The organism is Pseudomonas sp. BN414 (assembly GCF_029871275.1).
Lineage (GTDB): Bacteria > Pseudomonadota > Gammaproteobacteria > Pseudomonadales > Pseudomonadaceae > Metapseudomonas > Metapseudomonas resinovorans_C.
In genome coordinates this window covers 38836-56031 of record NZ_SSOL01000040.1, presented here as the reverse complement: position 1 = coordinate 56031, position 17196 = coordinate 38836, and the positions used below count along the sequence as shown (strand labels likewise).

Sequence of the window (17196 nt, the reverse complement as noted above, 5' to 3'; positions counted from 1 at the left end):
TAGCAGACAGACGCCCTCAGACACCCCGCCCAGACTCGACAAAGCCACCTCTGCACAGTACCCGGACGGGGTGAATCCACGATGAATATGTATTGGCCGCAGCGCAGCCAGCCTGCGCATCAGGCTGATCTGCTGACGAACTCCGCGCTGCTCGGTGCGCTCCTGTTGATGCCCCTGGCGCTGGCACTGCCCCCCCTGGGACGCTGCTGCGTTCGGCATCGGACTACTGTGTAGCTTCCTGCTCGATCGCAGCCGCGACCAGCGGACCGAACGCTGACACGGCGACAACTACCTCAGGCCTCCGGGATGAACATTCTTCGTGCCCTGGCATCGCTCCGGCCCCCCAGCCTCAACGCCCTCATCTCGAGCTGGCGAACGGCTTTCCGACATTTCGAGTACGAGCCCGACTTACGCTCGGACCTTTTCAGCGCGGAACAGATGGAGCAACACGGCCCGCTCTTGGCCGGACTGCACCGACTGAGCCCGCACCGGACCCCTGACGGGCTGCTGCAGCGGCTGGCCGACAACGAGGCGACCCTGGCCAGCAGTTGCCGAATCCTCACCGCCGCCTCGCTGTCCAGCCGGCGTATCACGCCCGCCGGAGAATGGCTGCTGGACAACCACTATTTGATCGAAGAGCAGATCCGCACCGCACGCAAACACCTGCCCAAGGGGTACTGCCGCGAGCTGCCGCACCTGGCCTCCGGCGATTCCGAAGGATTGCCGCGGGTCTATGACATTGCGCTGGAGACCATCTCCCACGGCGATGGGCGGGTGGACTGCGACAGCCTCAGCCGCTTCGTCACCGCCTACCAGGCCATGACACCACTCAAGCTCGGCGAGCTCTGGGCCATTCCCATCATGCTGCGCCTGGCGCTGATCGAGAACTTGCGCCGTGTGGCCTCGCGCGTTATGGCCAACTGGGATGACCGCAACCTGGCCGATGACTGGGCGGACCGGCTGGCCGAGATCGCCGAGCAGGACCCCAAGAGCGTCGTGCTGACAGTGGCGGACATGGCACGCGCCGCGCCACCGATGTCCAGCTCCTTCGTCGCCGAGCTGTCCCGACGGCTGCAAGGCCAGAGTGCAGCCCTGGCCTTGCCGCTGAGCTGGATCGAACAGCACCTGGCCGAGTCGGGGCAGAGCATCGAGCGACTGGTATCGGCCGATGCCCAGCAGCAAGCTGCGGATCAGGTGGCAGTCAGCAACAGCATTGCCAGCCTGCGCCTGCTGTCGGCCACCAACTGGCGCGATTTCGTCGAGGCCATGAGTCACGTCGAACAGGCATTGCACGAAGACCCGGCCGGTGTGTACGGGGCCATGGAATTCGCCACCCGCGACCTCTATCGGCACGTGGTGGAGCACCTGGCCAAGCATTGCGAAAGCACGGAAGTGACCGTAGTCCGCACCGCGCTGGATCTGGCAGGACGTGCCCCGTCCGCGGAGATCGCCGGCCACGTCGGCTACTACCTCATCGACAAGGGGCGGTTTGAACTCGAACAACGCCTGGCCGTACGCCTGACATTCCGAGAGCGCTGGGAGCGCCTGTTGCAGAGTGCCCCCCTGCTCTTCTACCTGGGTCCGGTGGTACTGCTTTCCCTGGGGCTGACCTGGCCCTTCATCAACTGGACGCTAACCAGCGCCCTGCCGTCTTTTGCAACGGCCCTGCTGGCGCTCTCAGCCTTCCTGATGGCGAGCAGGCTGGCGGTCAGCCTGGTGAACTGGCTGGTTACCCTGACCGTGGCTCCGCACCAACTCCCGCGCCTGGACTACAGCAAAGGCCTCCCCATCGAGGCACGCACCCTGGTGGTAGTCCCCACCTTGATTGGCAGCGCCAAGGACATCGAGGAGCTCTGCGAAGGCCTCGAAGTCCGCTTCCTGGCCAACCGCGACAACAACCTGCATTTCGCCCTGCTGAGCGACTTCCTGGATGCCACTACCGAGGTCCAGGAACAGGATGCCGAGTTGCAGGCCCTGGCGCGCGAACGCATCGAAGCGCTGAACCGCAAGTACCCAGAGGCGGCCGTGGACAGATTCTTCCTGTTCCATCGCGCGCGACGCTGGAACCCTGCCGAAGGCGCCTGGATGGGCTTCGAACGCAAACGCGGCAAGATCTCCGAACTCAACGCCGTACTGCGCGGCACCGGCCTGGAGCGCTTCTCGCTGATAGTGGGAAGGATCGACGTCCTGCGGCAGGTCAACTACGTCATCACCCTCGACACCGATACCCAGCTACCCCGCGATGCGGCGCGGCAGTTCGTCGGCACCTTGGCACACCCGCTCAACCGGGCCCGTGTCGATCCCCGGGGACAACGCCTGATCGGCGGCTACGCCATCCTGCAACCGCGGATTGGCATCAGCTTGCCGAGTACCGCTCGCTCCGCCTATGCCCAGTTGCTCGGCAGCGATGCCGGGGTCGACCCCTATACCCGTGCCGTGTCGGATGTGTACCAGGACCTGTTCCAGCAGGGTTCGTTCATCGGCAAGGGCATCTATGCGGTAGATGCCTTCGAGCAGTCCCTCAACGGCCACTTCCCCGATAACAGCATCCTCAGCCATGACCTGATCGAGGGCTGCTTCGCACGCTCCGGGCTGCTCAGCGACGTGCAGCTCTACGAGGAGTTCCCGTCGCGCTACAGCAGTGACGTGAAGCGCCGCCACCGCTGGATTCGCGGCGACTGGCAACTGCTGCCCTGGACTCTGCCCTGGGCACCAAACGCCCACGGTCGCCACGAGCGCAACAGCCTTTCCGCCCTGTCGCGCTGGAAGATTGTCGATAACCTGCGACGCAGCCTCGAACCCGCCGCATTCCTGTCCATGTTCCTGGCGGGCTGGTTGTTGATGGACCAGCCCCTGGCCTGGACCCTGGCGGTACTGGCCATCGGCATGCTCACGCCGCTGCTCGCCTCACTGCTCGATCTCCTACGCAAGCCCCACGACATGTCATTGACGCAGCACCTCACGGCCACCCTACGCGCTTCCTCCCAGCAATTTTCCCGTGCTTTGCTGAGCCTGGCCTGGTTGCCCCATGAGACCTACTACAGCCTCGACGCCATCCTGCGCACCCTGTGGCGCATGTACGTCAGCAAATCCCGGCTGTTGCAGTGGAGCCCGTCACGAGAAGTTGAGCGAACCAGCACCAACCACCTGAGCGGCCTGTACCGGATGATGTGGATCGGCCCGGCGCTGGCCTTGCTGCTCGTGGCACTGCTGGTGATGAAACCCCTGGCCCTGGCGTGCGCTTTTCCCCTGTTGTTGCTGTGGCTTGCGAGCCCAGTTATCGCCTGGTGGCTGAGCAGGCCTTCGACGCCCAAGCGTTTTGCCCCATCACCGGAAGACCTGCATTTTCTGCGCAACCTGGCGCGGCAGACCTGGGCATTCTTCGACCAGCATGTCGGCCCCGAGGACAACTGGCTGCCACCCGACAACCTCCAGGAGCACCCCACCACCACCCTTGCCCACCGCACGTCGCCCACCAACATAGGGGTCGCTATTCTGGCCAACCTGGCCGCCTATGACTTCGGCTACCTGAGCGCTGCGCGCCTGCTGCACCGATGCGAACGGACCCTGGCCACCATGGCGAGCCTCGAACGTCATCGCCGGCACTTCTACAACTGGTACGACACCCTGACCTTGCAGCCTCTGGCCCCACAATATGTATCGACCGTGGACAGCGGCAACCTGGCGGGCATGTTGCTGACCCTGAGCCCGGGGCTTCTGGCGCTGGCCGACGACTGCCCCTTCCAGTCAAACCAGCTGCGCGGCCTCGAAGACACCCTCGACGTACTGGAGGTCGCCTTCGCCGACGATGAACAGGCAAGGCCATTCCTGCGCAGGCTTCGCGTCACGCTGGATGCAGTACTGTCCGAGCCGCCGACATCTCTTGCGGCGGCCTGCGGTTGCTTGCAAGTACTGCGCGACCGCACGGAAGATCTGGCGACGGCCAACGCAGCTGCCCCCGGCAGCGATGCCGCGTTCTGGTTGCAAGCCCTGCGCGCGCAATGTGCGGAGCAGCACGAGCAACTAAGCCTCTGCCTGCTGCCCAGCTCCGACGATGAGGCCGCCGCCGCAAACCTCACGCCCCTGCCCTCCTGGCGCCAGCTCGCCCAACTCGACACTGGGCTGTGGCCGGAAACCCTGCGCGACCGCGTCCGTGCGGTTCGCCGTCATGCAGCTGAACGGATCGGCGATGCCGAGCGCCTGGCGGAAACAGCGGCAGGTCTGGCGAACATGGATTTCGGCTTCCTCTACGACAGCGAGCGCAATCTCTTCTGCATCGGCTACAACGTCGACGAGCGCCGCCAGGATGCCAGCTACTACGACCTGCTCGCGTCCGAGGCACGGCTGAGCACCTTTGTGGCAATCGCCCAGGGCCAATTACCCCAGGCAAGCTGGTTCAGCCTCGGTCGGTTGCTCACCAGTACCCGTGGCGTACCGGTATTGCTGTCCTGGTCCGGCTCGATGTTCGAGTACCTGATGCCGCTGCTGGTGATGCCCAGATACGAAGGCACCCTCCTCGACCAGACTTGCTGCGCCGCCGTCGACCGGCAGATCGAGTATGGCCAGCAACTCGGGCTTCCCTGGGGCGTCTCGGAGTCCGGCTACAACACCGTGGATGCGCACTTCAATTACCAGTACCGGGCCTTCGGGGTGCCTGGCCTGGGGCTCAAACGAGGCCTGGGCGACGACATGGTTGTGGCGCCCTACGCCTCGACACTCGCGTTGCTGGTGGCCCCCGAGCAGGCCTGCCGGAATTTGCAGGTTTTGGCCACACAAGGCCTGGCCGGACGTTACGGCCTGTACGAAGCCATCGACTTCACCCAGGCGCGTCTGCCTCGCGGGCAAAGCTCCGCGGTGGTTCGCTCGTTCATGGCCCACCACCAGGGCATGAGCTTGCTGGCACTGGCCAGCCTCCTGCTGGACCGCCCCATGCAGAAGCGCTTCGAGTCGGATCCGCAGTTCCAGGCGAGCGCATTGCTTCTGCAGGAACGCGTGCCCAGGAGCGCACAGGAATACCAGTACATCCAGGACCTCCAGGCCAGTAGCACCGCCACCCGCCCCATCGAAAACAGGCTACGGGTATACGCCGATCCGGGACGCCGACTGCCTGCCGTGCAATTGCTTTCCAATGGTCGCTACCACGTGATGGTCAGCAGCGCCGGCGGCGGTTACAGCCGCTGCCGTGAGCTGGCCGTGACCCGTTGGCACGAGGACGCCACCTGCGACGACTGGGGCATGTTCTGCTACCTGCGCGATATCGCCAGTGGCGAGTTCTGGTCCGCCGCGCATCAGCCGACGCTGAAGCGTCCTGACCACTACGAAGCCATCTTCTCCGACGCTCGCGCGGAGTTCCGCGTTCGCCACCGGGACTTCGACGCCCACAGCGAAATTGTCGTGTCCCCGGAGGATGACATCGAACTGCGGCGAATCACCCTGACCAACCGTGCCCGTACCCCGCGCAGCATCGAGCTCACCAGCTACGCCGAAGTGGTGCTGGCGCCGGCCATCAGCGATGCGCTCCACCGTGCATTCAGCAACCTCTTCGTGCAGACCGAATTGCTCAAGCCGTTGCAGGCGATCCTCTGCACGCGTCGGCCGCGTTCGAGCGAGGAACAGGCGTCCTGGTTCTGCCACCTGATGGCGGTCCATGGAGCAGACCTCGATAGCATTTCCTACGAGACCGACCGCGCGCGCTTCATTGGTCGAGGTCGCGACCTGGTTCACCCGGCGGCCATGGATGCCGGCGCGGAAGTACTGGATGGAGCCTCCGGCTCGGTGCTCGACCCTATTGTCGCGATCCGCTGCCGCGTCACACTCGATGCGGGCCAGGCCGTCACCATCGACCTGATCAGCGGCATCAGCGAAAGCCGCGAGGGCTGCCTGCAACTGATAGACAAATACCGTGACCGCCACCTCGCCGACCGGGTCTTCGACCTCGCCTGGACCCACAGCCAGGTGCAGCTGCGCCAGCTCAACGCTTCCTTGGCCGACGCCTGGCTCTACGAGCAGATGGCCGCCTCCATTCTCTACGCCAATGCTGCGCTGAGGGCGAAGAACGGCGCCCTGACCGGCAATCAGCGCAACCAAACCGGCCTGTGGGGCCAGGCGATTTCCGGTGACCTGCCGATCGTGCTGGTGCAGATCGCCGATGCGGTCAACATCGAGCTGGTGCGCCAGTTGGTTCAGGCTCATGCCTATTGGCGGCAAAAGGGCCTGGCGGTAGATCTGGTGATCTGGAACGAAGACAGCGCCGGATACCGGCAGCAACTGCAAGACCTGATCATGGGCCTGATCACCTCCGGCGCCGAAGCCAGCCTGATCGACCGATCGGGCGGGATTTTCGTACGGCCCGCGCAACAGCTCTCGCAGGAAGATCGCACCCTGATCAAGGCGGTTGCGCGGATCATACTCAACGACACAGCCGGCACCTTGCACGACCAGATCCTTCGCCGGCAGCCCAAGGCGCCGTGGCCGCGCTTCGACCCCGACCTCATACTCCCGCCGGCACAGCCTCCGATACCGGCGGCCGGCGCTGCCGATCCTGCCCTGTGCCTGGCCAACGCCTATGGCGGCTTCAGTCGCGACGGCAGCGAGTACGTGCTCAAGCTGGAACCCGGTGTCGCTACCCCGGCCCCCTGGGTGAATGTGCTGGCGAATCCGCTGTTCGGCACCGTCATCTCGGAAAGCGGAAGCGCCTACACCTGGAACCTGAACGCCCATGAATTCCGCCTGACGCCCTGGCAGAACGATGCGGTCCGTGATGCCAGTGGCGAGGCCCTTTACCTGCGCGACGATGAGACTGGCCACTACTGGTCAGCCACCCCCTTGCCCAGGCACGGCAACAGCCCATACGTAATACGCCACGGCTTCGGCTACAGCTGCTTCGAGCATCGCGAAGAAGGTATCGAAAGCGAACTCTGGGTCTACGTGGCACTCGACACGCCGATCAAGTACTCCCTGCTGAAAGTCCGCAACCTGTCCGGGCGCCCTCGCAAGCTGTCCATCACCGGCTATGTCGAATGGGTGTTGGGCGATCTGCGGGACAAGACGGCGATGCATCTGGTCACTGAGGTCCACGACGGCACTGGCGCGCTGCTCGCGCGCAATCCCTATTCGATGGAGTTCTCGGGGCGGGTAGCCTTCTTCGCGATGGACCCGCCGAGCCGCAGCCACACCACAGACCGCAGCGAGTTCATTGGTCGAAACGGCAACCTCCAGGCGCCGGCCGCGATGGCGCAGGGGCAGCTCCTCGGGCACTGTGGTGGCGGCCTCGATCCCTGCGCGGCCCTCCAGGCCGGTATCGATCTCGCCCCTGGAGCCTCACGTGAGCTGGTGTTCTGCCTGGGCGCCGAGCAAGACACCGGAGCCGCAGTGGGCCTTCTGCGCAACGCCCTCAGCCGTGGCGCGGCCCAGGCAGCCTTGCAGACGGTACGCGAGCACTGGCGCGAAACCCTGGGCCAAGTGCGCGTGGAAACGGCGGAGCCCGCGGTAGATCTGATGCTCAACGGCTGGCTGTTGTACCAGGTCATTGCCTCGCGCTTCCTGGCGCGTAGCGGTTATTACCAGTCTGGCGGCGCCTACGGCTTCCGTGACCAACTGCAGGACAGCATGGCCATGTTGCACACGGCCCCGCAAAGCGCACGCCAGCACCTGCTACTTTGCGCCGCCCATCAGTTCCTGGAAGGCGATGTGCAGCACTGGTGGCACCCGCCTCTCGACCGAGGCGTACGCACGCGCTGCTCGGACGACTACCTGTGGCTGCCCCTGGCTGTCAGCCGTTATGTGCAACTGACCGGCGACCGGACCGTGCTCGACGAGCCGGTAAGCTACCTCGAAGGACGGGAACTGAATGCCGGCGAGGAGTCCTACTACGACCTGCCGGAGCGCTCGACGCTGCGGGAAAGCCTTTACCAGCATTGCCTGCGGGCCCTGGAGCGCGGAATGGCCCGAGGCACCCACGGCCTGCCGCTGATAGGCAGCGGTGACTGGAACGACGGCATGAACCGGATCGGCGTCCTGGGTCAGGGCGAAAGCGTGTGGCTGGGCTTCTTCCAGCACGCGGTGCTGGAGCAGTTCGCGGCCATCGCACTGGATCATGGCGATGCCGCCTTTTCCGTACGCTGCAACAAACAGGCCGCGGAACTGCGCGCAAACCTCGAGCACCACGGCTGGGATAGCGCCTGGTATCGACGGGCCTACTTCGATGATGGCTCCGCCCTGGGTTCGGCCTCCAACGACGAATGCCGAATCGACTCCATTGCCCAGAGCTGGTCAGTGCTTTCGGGCGTTGCCTCATGCGAGCGGCGGCGCCAGGCAATGGACTCGCTGTTCGAGCACCTGGTGCGCCGCGATTCCCGCCTGATCCTGCTGCTTACTCCACCTTTCGACCGTTCACTGCCCGACCCAGGCTACATCAAGGGCTATGTCCCCGGTGTGCGTGAGAACGGTGGCCAGTACACCCATGCGGCGGTCTGGGCGAGCATGGCCTTCGCCGAGATGGGCGACGCCGCGCGGGCCTGGGAGCTGCTGGACATGATCAACCCCGTGAGCCACGGGCTCGCTGACGCCATCGAGATTTACAAGGTCGAGCCGTACGTACTTGCGGCCGATGTCTATGCCATGGCCCCGCACGAAGGGCGCGGCGGATGGAGCTGGTACACCGGCGCCGCCGGCTGGATGTATCGACTTATCCTCGAGTCACTGCTTGGCGTACAACGCGAAGGCGCGAGCCTGCGCTTCGAGCCCGTGTTGCCGGCAGGTTGGCGGGGCTACCAGTTGTGCTACCGATTCGGTTCGACGCCGTACCACATCAACCTGGTGCAGACCGACAGCGTAGCGGGCGGCCAGCAGGTCACCCTCGATGGAGAACGACTCGAAAGTCGTCGTGTGCCTCTGGTGGACGATGGTCAGGATCACCATGTCGAAGTCCACTGCCAACCTTGTGGACTGGAGCAACCGCGAGCCTGGCCCAAGGACAGGATTGCGCAAATGCCGGGGCACGGGGACGGCGCAGCGTGATGCCCCACCGGGCTCCATGCTTCACGCTCATAAACGTCGCCGCTGAATGAACTGGAGCAAGAACAGCACAATCGCCACGACCAGAAGGATATGGATGAGTCCACCCATGGAGTAGGACGTTACCAGTCCCAGCAACCACAGAACTAACAACACGACCGCAAGGGTTTGGAGCATTTCAGTTCTCCTTTTGCAACTCGGCAGGCGTCTGCCTACTCACATGTTGCATCCGGAGTCAGGAGCAGTCTGTATGGAAACGCACGCAATGTGCACGGCTCGCGGCCTGCAACAGCCAGACACTGGCGGGCTCCCTGCTGCGGCTGACCAGGGCTGTATCAGCGATGCAGTACGATGCCGTTAGAAGCGGCTTACGAATTATTGGCAGGCAATGCATAGGGCAGAAGACGGTCGGTTTCTTTCTTCACCACGGCATAACACTCGCAACTCAACTCCTCGAGCTTGGGGCGGTCGAGCACCGTGATATGCCCACGGCTGTACTCGATCACGCCAAGCTTCTGCAGCTTGCCGGCGGCGTCCGTGACGCCTTCGCGGCGCACACCGAGCATGTTGGCGATCAGTTCCTGGGTCATCGTCAGGTGGTTGCTCGGCAGGCGATCCAATGACAGCAGCAACCAGCGACACAGTTGCTGGTCGATCGAATGGTGCCGGTTGCAGACCGCCGTCTGCGCCATTTGGGTGATCAGTGCCTGGGTATAACGCAGCATCAGAAGCAGCAGTTCGCCGTGGCGATTGACCTCGGCTTTCAGTTGATGCCCTTGCAGCCGGTAAGCGCGGCCGGCGCTCTGCACTATGGCTCGGCTCGGGGTGCTTTCCCCGCCCATGAACACCGCCAGGCCAATCATCCCTTCGTTGCCGACCACCGAGATTTCCGCCGAGGAGCCGTTTTCCATCACATAGAGCAGGGAAACGATCGAGTTGGTGGGGAAATAGACATGGCGCAGGCTGTCACCCGACTCATACAAGACCTTGCCGAGGGGCAGCGGCACCAGTTCGAGCTGCGGGATCAGGCGTTGCTGCACGTCTACCGGCAAGGCAGCGAGCAGGTGGTTCTGCAAGGGTGAGGGCGTGTCCGGCATAGGGGTCACCATTGAACCGAGTACCTGAAAGAGGCCCTGTCTTTGTAACGATAGGCCAACGGGGCAGCCACTGAGTGCACTACCGGATGCAGGGTACTTGATGATCGGCTTTCCTGCTTCGAGCATGCAACCGGCCGCTGTTTCCGGGGGCGACCGACTAGCGACAACCCCTGGTCCGATTTACCGACAAAGGCAAGTAATTGCCGGCCAGAGGGTAGATAGTGGGCTTCTACCCACCTCACTATCAGGTCGAGGTCATCATGAAACGAGACTTCCCCGGGCACATTGCATGGAGCGAAGCACGTATGAACGGTGACCACGCCCTGGCATTTGTTGCAGTAAGGTCGCGCAGCCCGGACACACAACCGAGCTTTCACTTGGTCTATGACCGAATCAGCTTCGCTCGCCTTTCTGAAGCGATCACCGCCGCCGAAGGTGCACTGAGCAAAATCCTGCGCTTCGACGCACGGGACGCGCCCGTGTTCAGCTCACCGGAGTGCTGACCAATGCGCTCCTCGGCGCTGATCCGCCAGCACCTGGCAACCTTGAAGGCCAACGCCAATTTTATCCGCGTGGCCGTTGTGGACTCTATGGCTGACCCATAGCTGCCGAGGCCACGTTTCCACAGCCCGCCCGTGCGGGCTTTTTTCTGCGGCAACATCAATAGCGCTCATTGCCCTCCACCCTGCGCCATGGGTGCGATGGCGTACATACCGGAGCACGCAGACGGCACAGAATGAGGTAAATGCAGAGCGGCCTTGGCTGCAGCAGGTACAGGCAATGAACGGGCTGTACGACTCGACCTTGTTCCAGCGCATCGACGCGCAGTGCCAACCACTACTGCGCTACCTGCACAAACTCTCGGGCGTCCGCTACGCGGCGGTCTCCGAGGCGGGCGGTATCTATGAGCTCAGCCCGATCCATGGCGAGCGCAAGCATGCCAGCCAGGAACAGCTGGCCAATGCCGAAATTTGGCAAAAGCTGGTTTGAGCAACGGGAATCGACTGATAGAGCTGCATCGGTGCACCAACGCACAGACATGCGCTCTGGTAGCCGACAAGGTCATTCCTCCGGTCGCTGCAATTGTGTGCGAGCTAGGCACAGACAAAGCATCACCGCTCTCGATGCCCATGGAGCAAGCTCATGAACAAGGATCAATTCAAAAGCAAGGTCGATCAGTTGAAGGGCCAGATCAAGGAAGCCACTGGCAAGCTTTTCGGTAACCAACGGCTGGAAAACGAATCAGCCGGTTCTACGGCAATACGGGGTGGGAGTGAACGGCATGATCCCGCGTGGAGGGGCCTCTTTGCCTGCGGTTCATTCGCGCTGTCCCAGCCTGGACCGGACGATTACCAGCGCGATCGATAGAAGCAGAAGGATATGGATGAGTCCCCCCATGTAGAACGATGAGAGCAGTCCCACCGCCCACAGAACCAACAAGCCGATTACGACAATTTCGAACATTTCCGTCTCCTGCCGCGGCCTGGCAATGACCGGCCTCCTCGCAGGTTGCATCCGAGCTGAAGGGACGGTCTGTACGGTAACGCACTCAATACAGCAGTTCATCACCCCAGACAGACCGGGCGAACTACTTCCCCGTAGCGCTTGACCCGGTAGCGCCCTCGACCGTAATCAATCCGGCTTGCGTGCACTAACGAACAGACCGCCATAACCACTGAGCGCGAGAGTGCAGCATGAGAAAACTCAACGGCCTTCTCACATTCCCAAGGACTTCCGTGAGCTGCTAGATAACCGGGAGGCGACCACAGTGACCAACCATATTCTCAGTGGCATCCCGAGTAGAGAGCGCAACAGGGTCCTCAAACATTGCGAATCGGTAGAGCTGGTCTTCGGCAGCATTCTTTGCGAGACGGACCAGCCGTACCGCTACGCCTACTTCCCGCTTACCGGTTACATCTCACTGGTGACCCTTCTGGATGCCCATCGGCCGCTGGAAATGGGTCTGATTGGCAGCGAAGGCATGCTGGGTGTCACGCTCATACTGGGGGTTAGCAAGGCGCCAATCCGTGCAGTAGTGCAAGGTGCAGGAAACGCCCTGCGCATCACCTCTGCCTGCCTTCTGCGCGAACTACACGAGTGCCCCGAGCTGCAATGCAGCTTGAATCGTTACCTCTACGTATTGATGGCGCAACTGTCGCAAACGGCCGCCTGCATCCACTTTCATGAGATCCAGCCACGGCTGGCGCGCTGGCTTCTGATGACCCACGATCGAGCGCAGGCCGACCACTTCCATCTCACCCATGAATTTCTCGCCGACATGCTCGGCGTGCGTCGGAGTGGCATTACCGTGGCTGCAGGGGAGCTGCAGCAAAAACACCTCATCCGATACACCCGCGGCGAGATCACCATTCTCGATCGTGCCGGGCTCGAAGCAGCTGCCTGCGAATGCTACGGCGCAGTGACGGACTGCTACAGCAAACTGCTTGGCTGAAAGCCCTCCATCTTCTTGCCGCGTGGTCACGGCTATGTAGCCTAGCGAGCTGACAGGGCCAAATGATGGGACCGATGTGGACATGCGCGTCCATGCTCGCTGAGCGCGTGATTGCACCGGCGATATGGGGCCGCAGCTAGTTTTTCAACAGAATCGGCCGAAAGCGGACGCTCGCGATAGGCTGCTAACGGCCAAAATCTGCCGGCGGAAGGTTGCAAAAAAACGGCAATTTTTTGGTCCGTAGAAACGAACTACTCCTCGCCCAGCGTGCCAGAGCCTGGCGCGGGATGCCTCAGCTTGCGGCTCCAGGGTTCATTGCGAGCTAGAACGAGCGGACTGCACCGAAAAAAGGAGCGGAAGCCACGGCATAAAAGGAGGGATATACGTCATTTAGGCCAAAAGCCTGTCAGCGTAGATTTGCTTCCGAACCCGGTACCCCGCCGGTTAAAGGAAACTGCCATGAACTCTCGCACCCACCAAGGCACCGCGCTGGTAACTGGCGCATCTTCTGGCATTGGCGCTGTTTACGCCGACCGGCTTGCCCGCGCCGGCTACGACCTGATCCTGGTTGCTCGCCGCGCCGAAAAGCTTCGCGAACTGGCGCGCACGATTACCACCCGCAGCGGCCGCTCAGTCGAGACCATCGCAGCCGATCTCACTGACGCTGACGATCTGGCCCGTGTCGAGGGCGTCCTTCGAAGCGATGCCAGCATCACCCTGCTCGTCAACAATGCCGGCGTCGGCGCAACCGGCCCGCTACTGCAATCGAACGTAGCGGACATGGAGCAGATGATCGAGCTCAACGTGAACGTGCTGACTCGTCTGGCCTACGCCGCCGCACCCGCGTTTGTTGCGCGCGGAACCGGCACGATCATCAACATCGCCTCAATCGTCGCGCTGGCGCCGGAGTTGCTGAATGGTGTTTACGGCGGCAGCAAGGCATACGTCCTGGCGTTCTCCCAGTCCCTTCAGCACGAGCTGGCGGACAAAGGTGTGCGGGTTCAAGTGGTCCTGCCAGGCGCAACAGAAACCGACTTCTGGAACGTCGCGGGGCTCCCGGTCAGTCATTTGCCGCCAGAGATTGTCATGCCGGTAGACGCACTGGTTGATGCCGCGCTGGCGGGTCTGGCGCAGGGGGAGATTGTCACCATCCCGGCGCTGGCTGAGCTGGATGACTGGACAACGCTCGAGAACGCGCGCAAGGCGCTTTCGCCGCAGCTGTCCCGCTCCGCTCCGGCACCGCGATATCTCGATGCTGGATCGATGGCAGACGACTGAAGAGCGGCCCGGAGAGGCGGACGGCGCCAATCCGCAGACCCGGCACCGATCACATACCGCTTTCCAAATCCTGAATTGCTACTGCATCGCGCAGTGCTACCCCGCGGCCACGCCGCACCCCACCTGGAGAAAATGTAATGTCTGACAAAACCGTCCGTAACAAGAGCATTGGACTGATGAGCGTCGCGCTGGCCGGGATCGTTCTGAGTGGATCGGCTTTTGCCGTACAACAGCTGCCGCAAGGCTACATGCTTGCCGCATCGCACACCGGAGCCGAAGGGAAGTGTGGTGAAGGTAAGTGCGGTGGCGCGGAAACCAAGACACAGGCAAAGACTGCCGAAGGAAAGTGCGGTGAAGGTCAGTGCGGTGATGCGATCTTCAACGCGATCGATACTGACGATGATGCGCGAATCTCGCAGGCCGAATTCCTCGTCGTTGAGCCGAAGGGGCAAGCCGTGTTCGCGAAGAAGGACACCAACACCGACGGGTACATTGATGAAATGGAGTCGTACCTGAGCGTCAAGGCGGCCTATAACGAAAACGGCAAGGAACTGCCCGATGGCCTGTTTTCTACCAAGGAGTGAGCCATTCACTTCATCGGCATGCGCCCCTGCTTTACGCAGGGGCGTTTTTTTATGGGTACCGCCCTGCCCGCCGTATGCTGGGCCGGCGGACGATAGTGTCCTTAAACGAGGTATATACGACATTTAAGACACTGCGCGGTGTGAGTAGATTCTAGTCACGAAGGAACCATCCCTCGTCTCAATCCAACCTACCGCGAGGCTCACATACTTATGGGCACTGACACTGGAATATCACCTGATGGGTTCCACGAGCTGAGTGTTGCGACTGCGACCGCCGCCATCCGTAGAGGCGACATTTCGTCAGAATCCTATGCGGCGGCGCTACTTCGGCGTGCGCGCACCTTCTCTGGCCTGAGCGCCTTTATCACGATCGATGAAACTGCGGTGCTTGCCGCGGCGAGAGCTTCTGATACCGCTCGCGCTGCTGGTTCTACCGCGCCGTTGCTGGGCGTTCCGGTTGCGGTGAAAGACAGCTATCTGACCCAAGGTCTAAGGACCACGCTCGGCATCCGCAATCTGGAGAACTTTGTCCCAGATCGAGACGCAGAGGTCGTTAGAGCGATCAAGGATGCCGGGGGCATAGTGTTCGGCAAGAACAATCTTGTGGAAATGTCATATGGCTTGACCGGACACAACAGCCACTTCGGTCAGGCGAAAAATCCGCACAATCCCAAACACGTGACCGGAGGCTCTTCGAGTGGCGCGGGAGCATCGGTCGGCGCTCAAATCGTTCCTGCGGCACTTGGCGGCGACACCGTGGGCTCTATCCGAGTGCCGGCGTCGCTTTGTGGTGTAGTGGGATTCAAGCCCAGCCCCGGGCGATGGTCCGGTGATGGGGTTGCTCCCATCTCCCATACGCTCGATACCGCTGGTGTCTTCGCGCGCACAGTCGAGGATTGCGCACTGATCGATCAGGTCGTCACGAAATCCACCACGACATTTCAGGGTGACTGGGCGGACCTCAGAGGAATCCGGCTGGCTTATGCGCCCCGACAACATCTTGATCGTATCGACCATGAAGTGGAGGCACATTTCAGGGAGACGATTCGTCGGCTGCGTGACGCCGGTGCGGAAGTCGTCGAAGTAGACCTCGGTGAAGATTTCCTCATCCTGACCGAAAGGTCGACATGGGGTGTTTTCTTCCATGAAACGATGGACTCGGTCGCAGGCTTCCTTAGAAAGAATCGGATGCCGAGTTCATTCGAAGATATCTACCAGGAGCTGAAGTCTGGCCTGAAAGAAACCTGGGGCCACCTGGTATTGCCGAGTGGTGCTGGATTTATTTCCCATGAGACCTATCAGGCCGCGCTTGATCATGATCGCCCGGAAATCCAGAGCCGATTCAATAGGGCATTTTCCAGGCATGGGGCGCAGGCGCTCCTCATGCCAACCACACCTTGCCCTGCCCCTACCATTGAGCAACAGACGAAATTCACGATCGCTGGGCAGGAGGTCAACGACCTGGCTCTCGCGCGGCATACCGTCGCGGCCAGCATCGCAGGGTTGCCGGGCATCAGTATTCCGATGGGGATGTCCAGCAACGGGCTTCCTCTGGGACTGGAAATGGACGGCAAGAATAGTGATGACCGAAACCTTCTTGAATTGGCTCGTCGCGTGGAGGCGGCAATAGGTTTGGTAGCGCGCTCCGTCTGAACGATCGAGCACGCATCACGGGGGTAAACGGGGCTAACAGTTAGTCATGGCCCGGTCTTGAGCGGTCCGGGCCGGCTATTCGTCGCGCAAGCGCGAATTGCGGCGCAGAACCTGCGGGGGCTGTCCGAATGCACGCAAGAATGCGCGGCGCATTCGCTCTGTATCGATAAAGCCGGTTTCGGCGGCGACTTCATCCATTGAATGACGGCTTTGCTCCACCATCACCCTCGCCGCCTCCAGGCGAAGGTGTTCGACAGCCTTGGCGGGCGATTGTCCGGTCTCGGAGCGAAAGGCTCGACTGAACTGCCGTGGACTCAGGTGCGCAGCCGTTGCTAGTTCCTCGACGGTAAGCGGGGCGCGCAGGTTCTGGCGGGCGTGTGCCAGTGCACGTTGGATGCGATCGGATTTGGCGTCCAACTCCAACAGCGCTGAGTGCTGAGACTGTCCGCCGGCGCGTCGATGATAGACGACCAAGTCCTGGGCAACCTTGCGGGACAATTCCGGGCCAAAATCCTTTTCGATCATGCCAAGCGCCAAATCAATGCTGGCGCTCATACCCGCGGAGGTCCAGATGGGTCCGTCGATGATGAAAATCCGATCGTCCTCTACCTGTGCTTGCGGAAACTGCTTCTGAAGGTCGCGCGCATGAAACCAGTGCGTGGTGACTCGTCGACCATCGAGCAATCCGGCCTCACCCAGTATGAAGGCCCCCGTGCAGACTGATGCAGTGCGCCGGGTGGTCTCGGCTGCCCTACGCAGCTGCTTGATCAAACCCGCCGGAGAGGGTGCCGGATGCATCACCCCAGTGACGATCAGCGTGTCCACCTTGCTCCTCGACAGCGGACTGGTTTCAACAGCAAAACCAAACGAGTTGGGAACTGCGCCACCGCTCTCCGAAAGGAGTCGGATGCCATACAACGGCTCGTCCGCCGCGCCGTTGGCGAGCTCGAATGCTGACACGGCTGCCAATCCCATGATTTGGAAGCCGTGCGGCAAAACAAAACCAATCGTAATCATGGGACCAACCTCTGTGACCTGATACGCGCTATACCGGCATTTCAGGACATGGTCAATAATCTTGCATCCCACTCCGTCCCCAGAGAGAACGCCGATCCCT

The 17196-nt window shown here is 62.0% G+C and carries 12 protein-coding genes; 8 read left to right on the top strand and 4 right to left on the bottom strand.

The window, feature by feature from the left end:
• The first annotated feature begins 438 nt into the window (after positions 1-438).
• On the top strand, positions 439-9018 hold the full coding sequence (locus tag E8E95_RS06625) for a glucoamylase family protein (protein WP_280349101.1): 8580 nt from the start codon (positions 439-441) through the stop codon (positions 9016-9018).
• 27 nt (positions 9019-9045) lie between these two features.
• On the opposite strand, the gene E8E95_RS06620 is transcribed toward E8E95_RS06625, so the two are convergent.
• Positions 9046-9192 (bottom strand): lmo0937 family membrane protein, encoded by a 147-nt coding sequence (locus E8E95_RS06620; RefSeq protein ID WP_280349100.1) that lies wholly within the window; start codon positions 9190-9192, stop codon positions 9046-9048.
• Between the two features lie 191 nt (positions 9193-9383).
• On the bottom strand, positions 9384-10112 hold the full coding sequence (locus E8E95_RS06615) for a Crp/Fnr family transcriptional regulator (protein WP_077525944.1): 729 nt from the start codon (positions 10110-10112) through the stop codon (positions 9384-9386).
• 260 nt (positions 10113-10372) lie between these two features.
• Here E8E95_RS06615 and E8E95_RS06610 point away from each other — a divergent pair, with 260 nt between their 5' ends.
• The 3 genes from E8E95_RS06610 (at position 10373) to E8E95_RS06600 (ending at position 11480) form a co-directional block, all read left to right on the top strand.
• Complete coding sequence (locus E8E95_RS06610) at positions 10373-10615, top strand: hypothetical protein (protein WP_280349099.1); 243 nt, start codon at positions 10373-10375, stop codon at positions 10613-10615.
• 277 nt (positions 10616-10892) lie between these two features.
• Complete coding sequence (locus E8E95_RS06605; RefSeq protein ID WP_280349098.1) at positions 10893-11102, top strand: hypothetical protein; 210 nt, start codon at positions 10893-10895, stop codon at positions 11100-11102.
• Positions 11103-11255: 153 nt separating this feature from the next.
• The gene (locus E8E95_RS06600; RefSeq protein ID WP_280349291.1) at positions 11256-11480 is read left to right on the top strand and encodes a CsbD family protein; all 225 of its coding nucleotides are present in this window, start codon (positions 11256-11258) and stop codon (positions 11478-11480) included.
• On the opposite strand, the gene E8E95_RS06595 is transcribed toward E8E95_RS06600, so the two are convergent.
• The gene (locus tag E8E95_RS06595; RefSeq protein WP_280349097.1) at positions 11430-11576 is read right to left on the bottom strand and encodes a lmo0937 family membrane protein; all 147 of its coding nucleotides are present in this window, start codon (positions 11574-11576) and stop codon (positions 11430-11432) included. The genes E8E95_RS06600 and E8E95_RS06595 overlap by 51 nt on opposite strands.
• Before the next feature lie 304 nt (positions 11577-11880).
• Between E8E95_RS06595 and E8E95_RS06590 the strand changes: the two genes are divergently transcribed.
• The 4 genes from E8E95_RS06590 to E8E95_RS06575 all read left to right on the top strand — a co-directional run bounded on the left by E8E95_RS06590 (position 11881) and on the right by E8E95_RS06575 (position 16079).
• On the top strand, positions 11881-12564 hold the full coding sequence (locus E8E95_RS06590) for a Crp/Fnr family transcriptional regulator (protein ID WP_280349096.1): 684 nt from the start codon (positions 11881-11883) through the stop codon (positions 12562-12564).
• A gap of 459 nt (positions 12565-13023) precedes the next feature.
• Complete coding sequence (locus E8E95_RS06585; RefSeq protein WP_280349095.1) at positions 13024-13842, top strand: SDR family oxidoreductase; 819 nt, start codon at positions 13024-13026, stop codon at positions 13840-13842.
• 137 nt (positions 13843-13979) lie between these two features.
• Positions 13980-14426: a hypothetical protein gene (locus E8E95_RS06580; RefSeq protein ID WP_280349094.1), complete on the top strand. Its 447-nt coding sequence runs from the start codon at positions 13980-13982 to the stop codon at positions 14424-14426.
• 210 nt (positions 14427-14636) lie between these two features.
• Positions 14637-16079 (top strand): amidase family protein, encoded by a 1443-nt coding sequence (locus tag E8E95_RS06575; RefSeq protein ID WP_280349093.1) that lies wholly within the window; start codon positions 14637-14639, stop codon positions 16077-16079.
• 75 nt (positions 16080-16154) lie between these two features.
• On the opposite strand, the gene E8E95_RS06570 is transcribed toward E8E95_RS06575, so the two are convergent.
• A complete protein-coding gene (locus tag E8E95_RS06570) occupies positions 16155-17096 on the bottom strand; it encodes a GlxA family transcriptional regulator (RefSeq protein ID WP_280349092.1) in 942 nt (313 codons plus the stop codon).
• Positions 17097-17196: the final 100 nt, after the last annotated feature.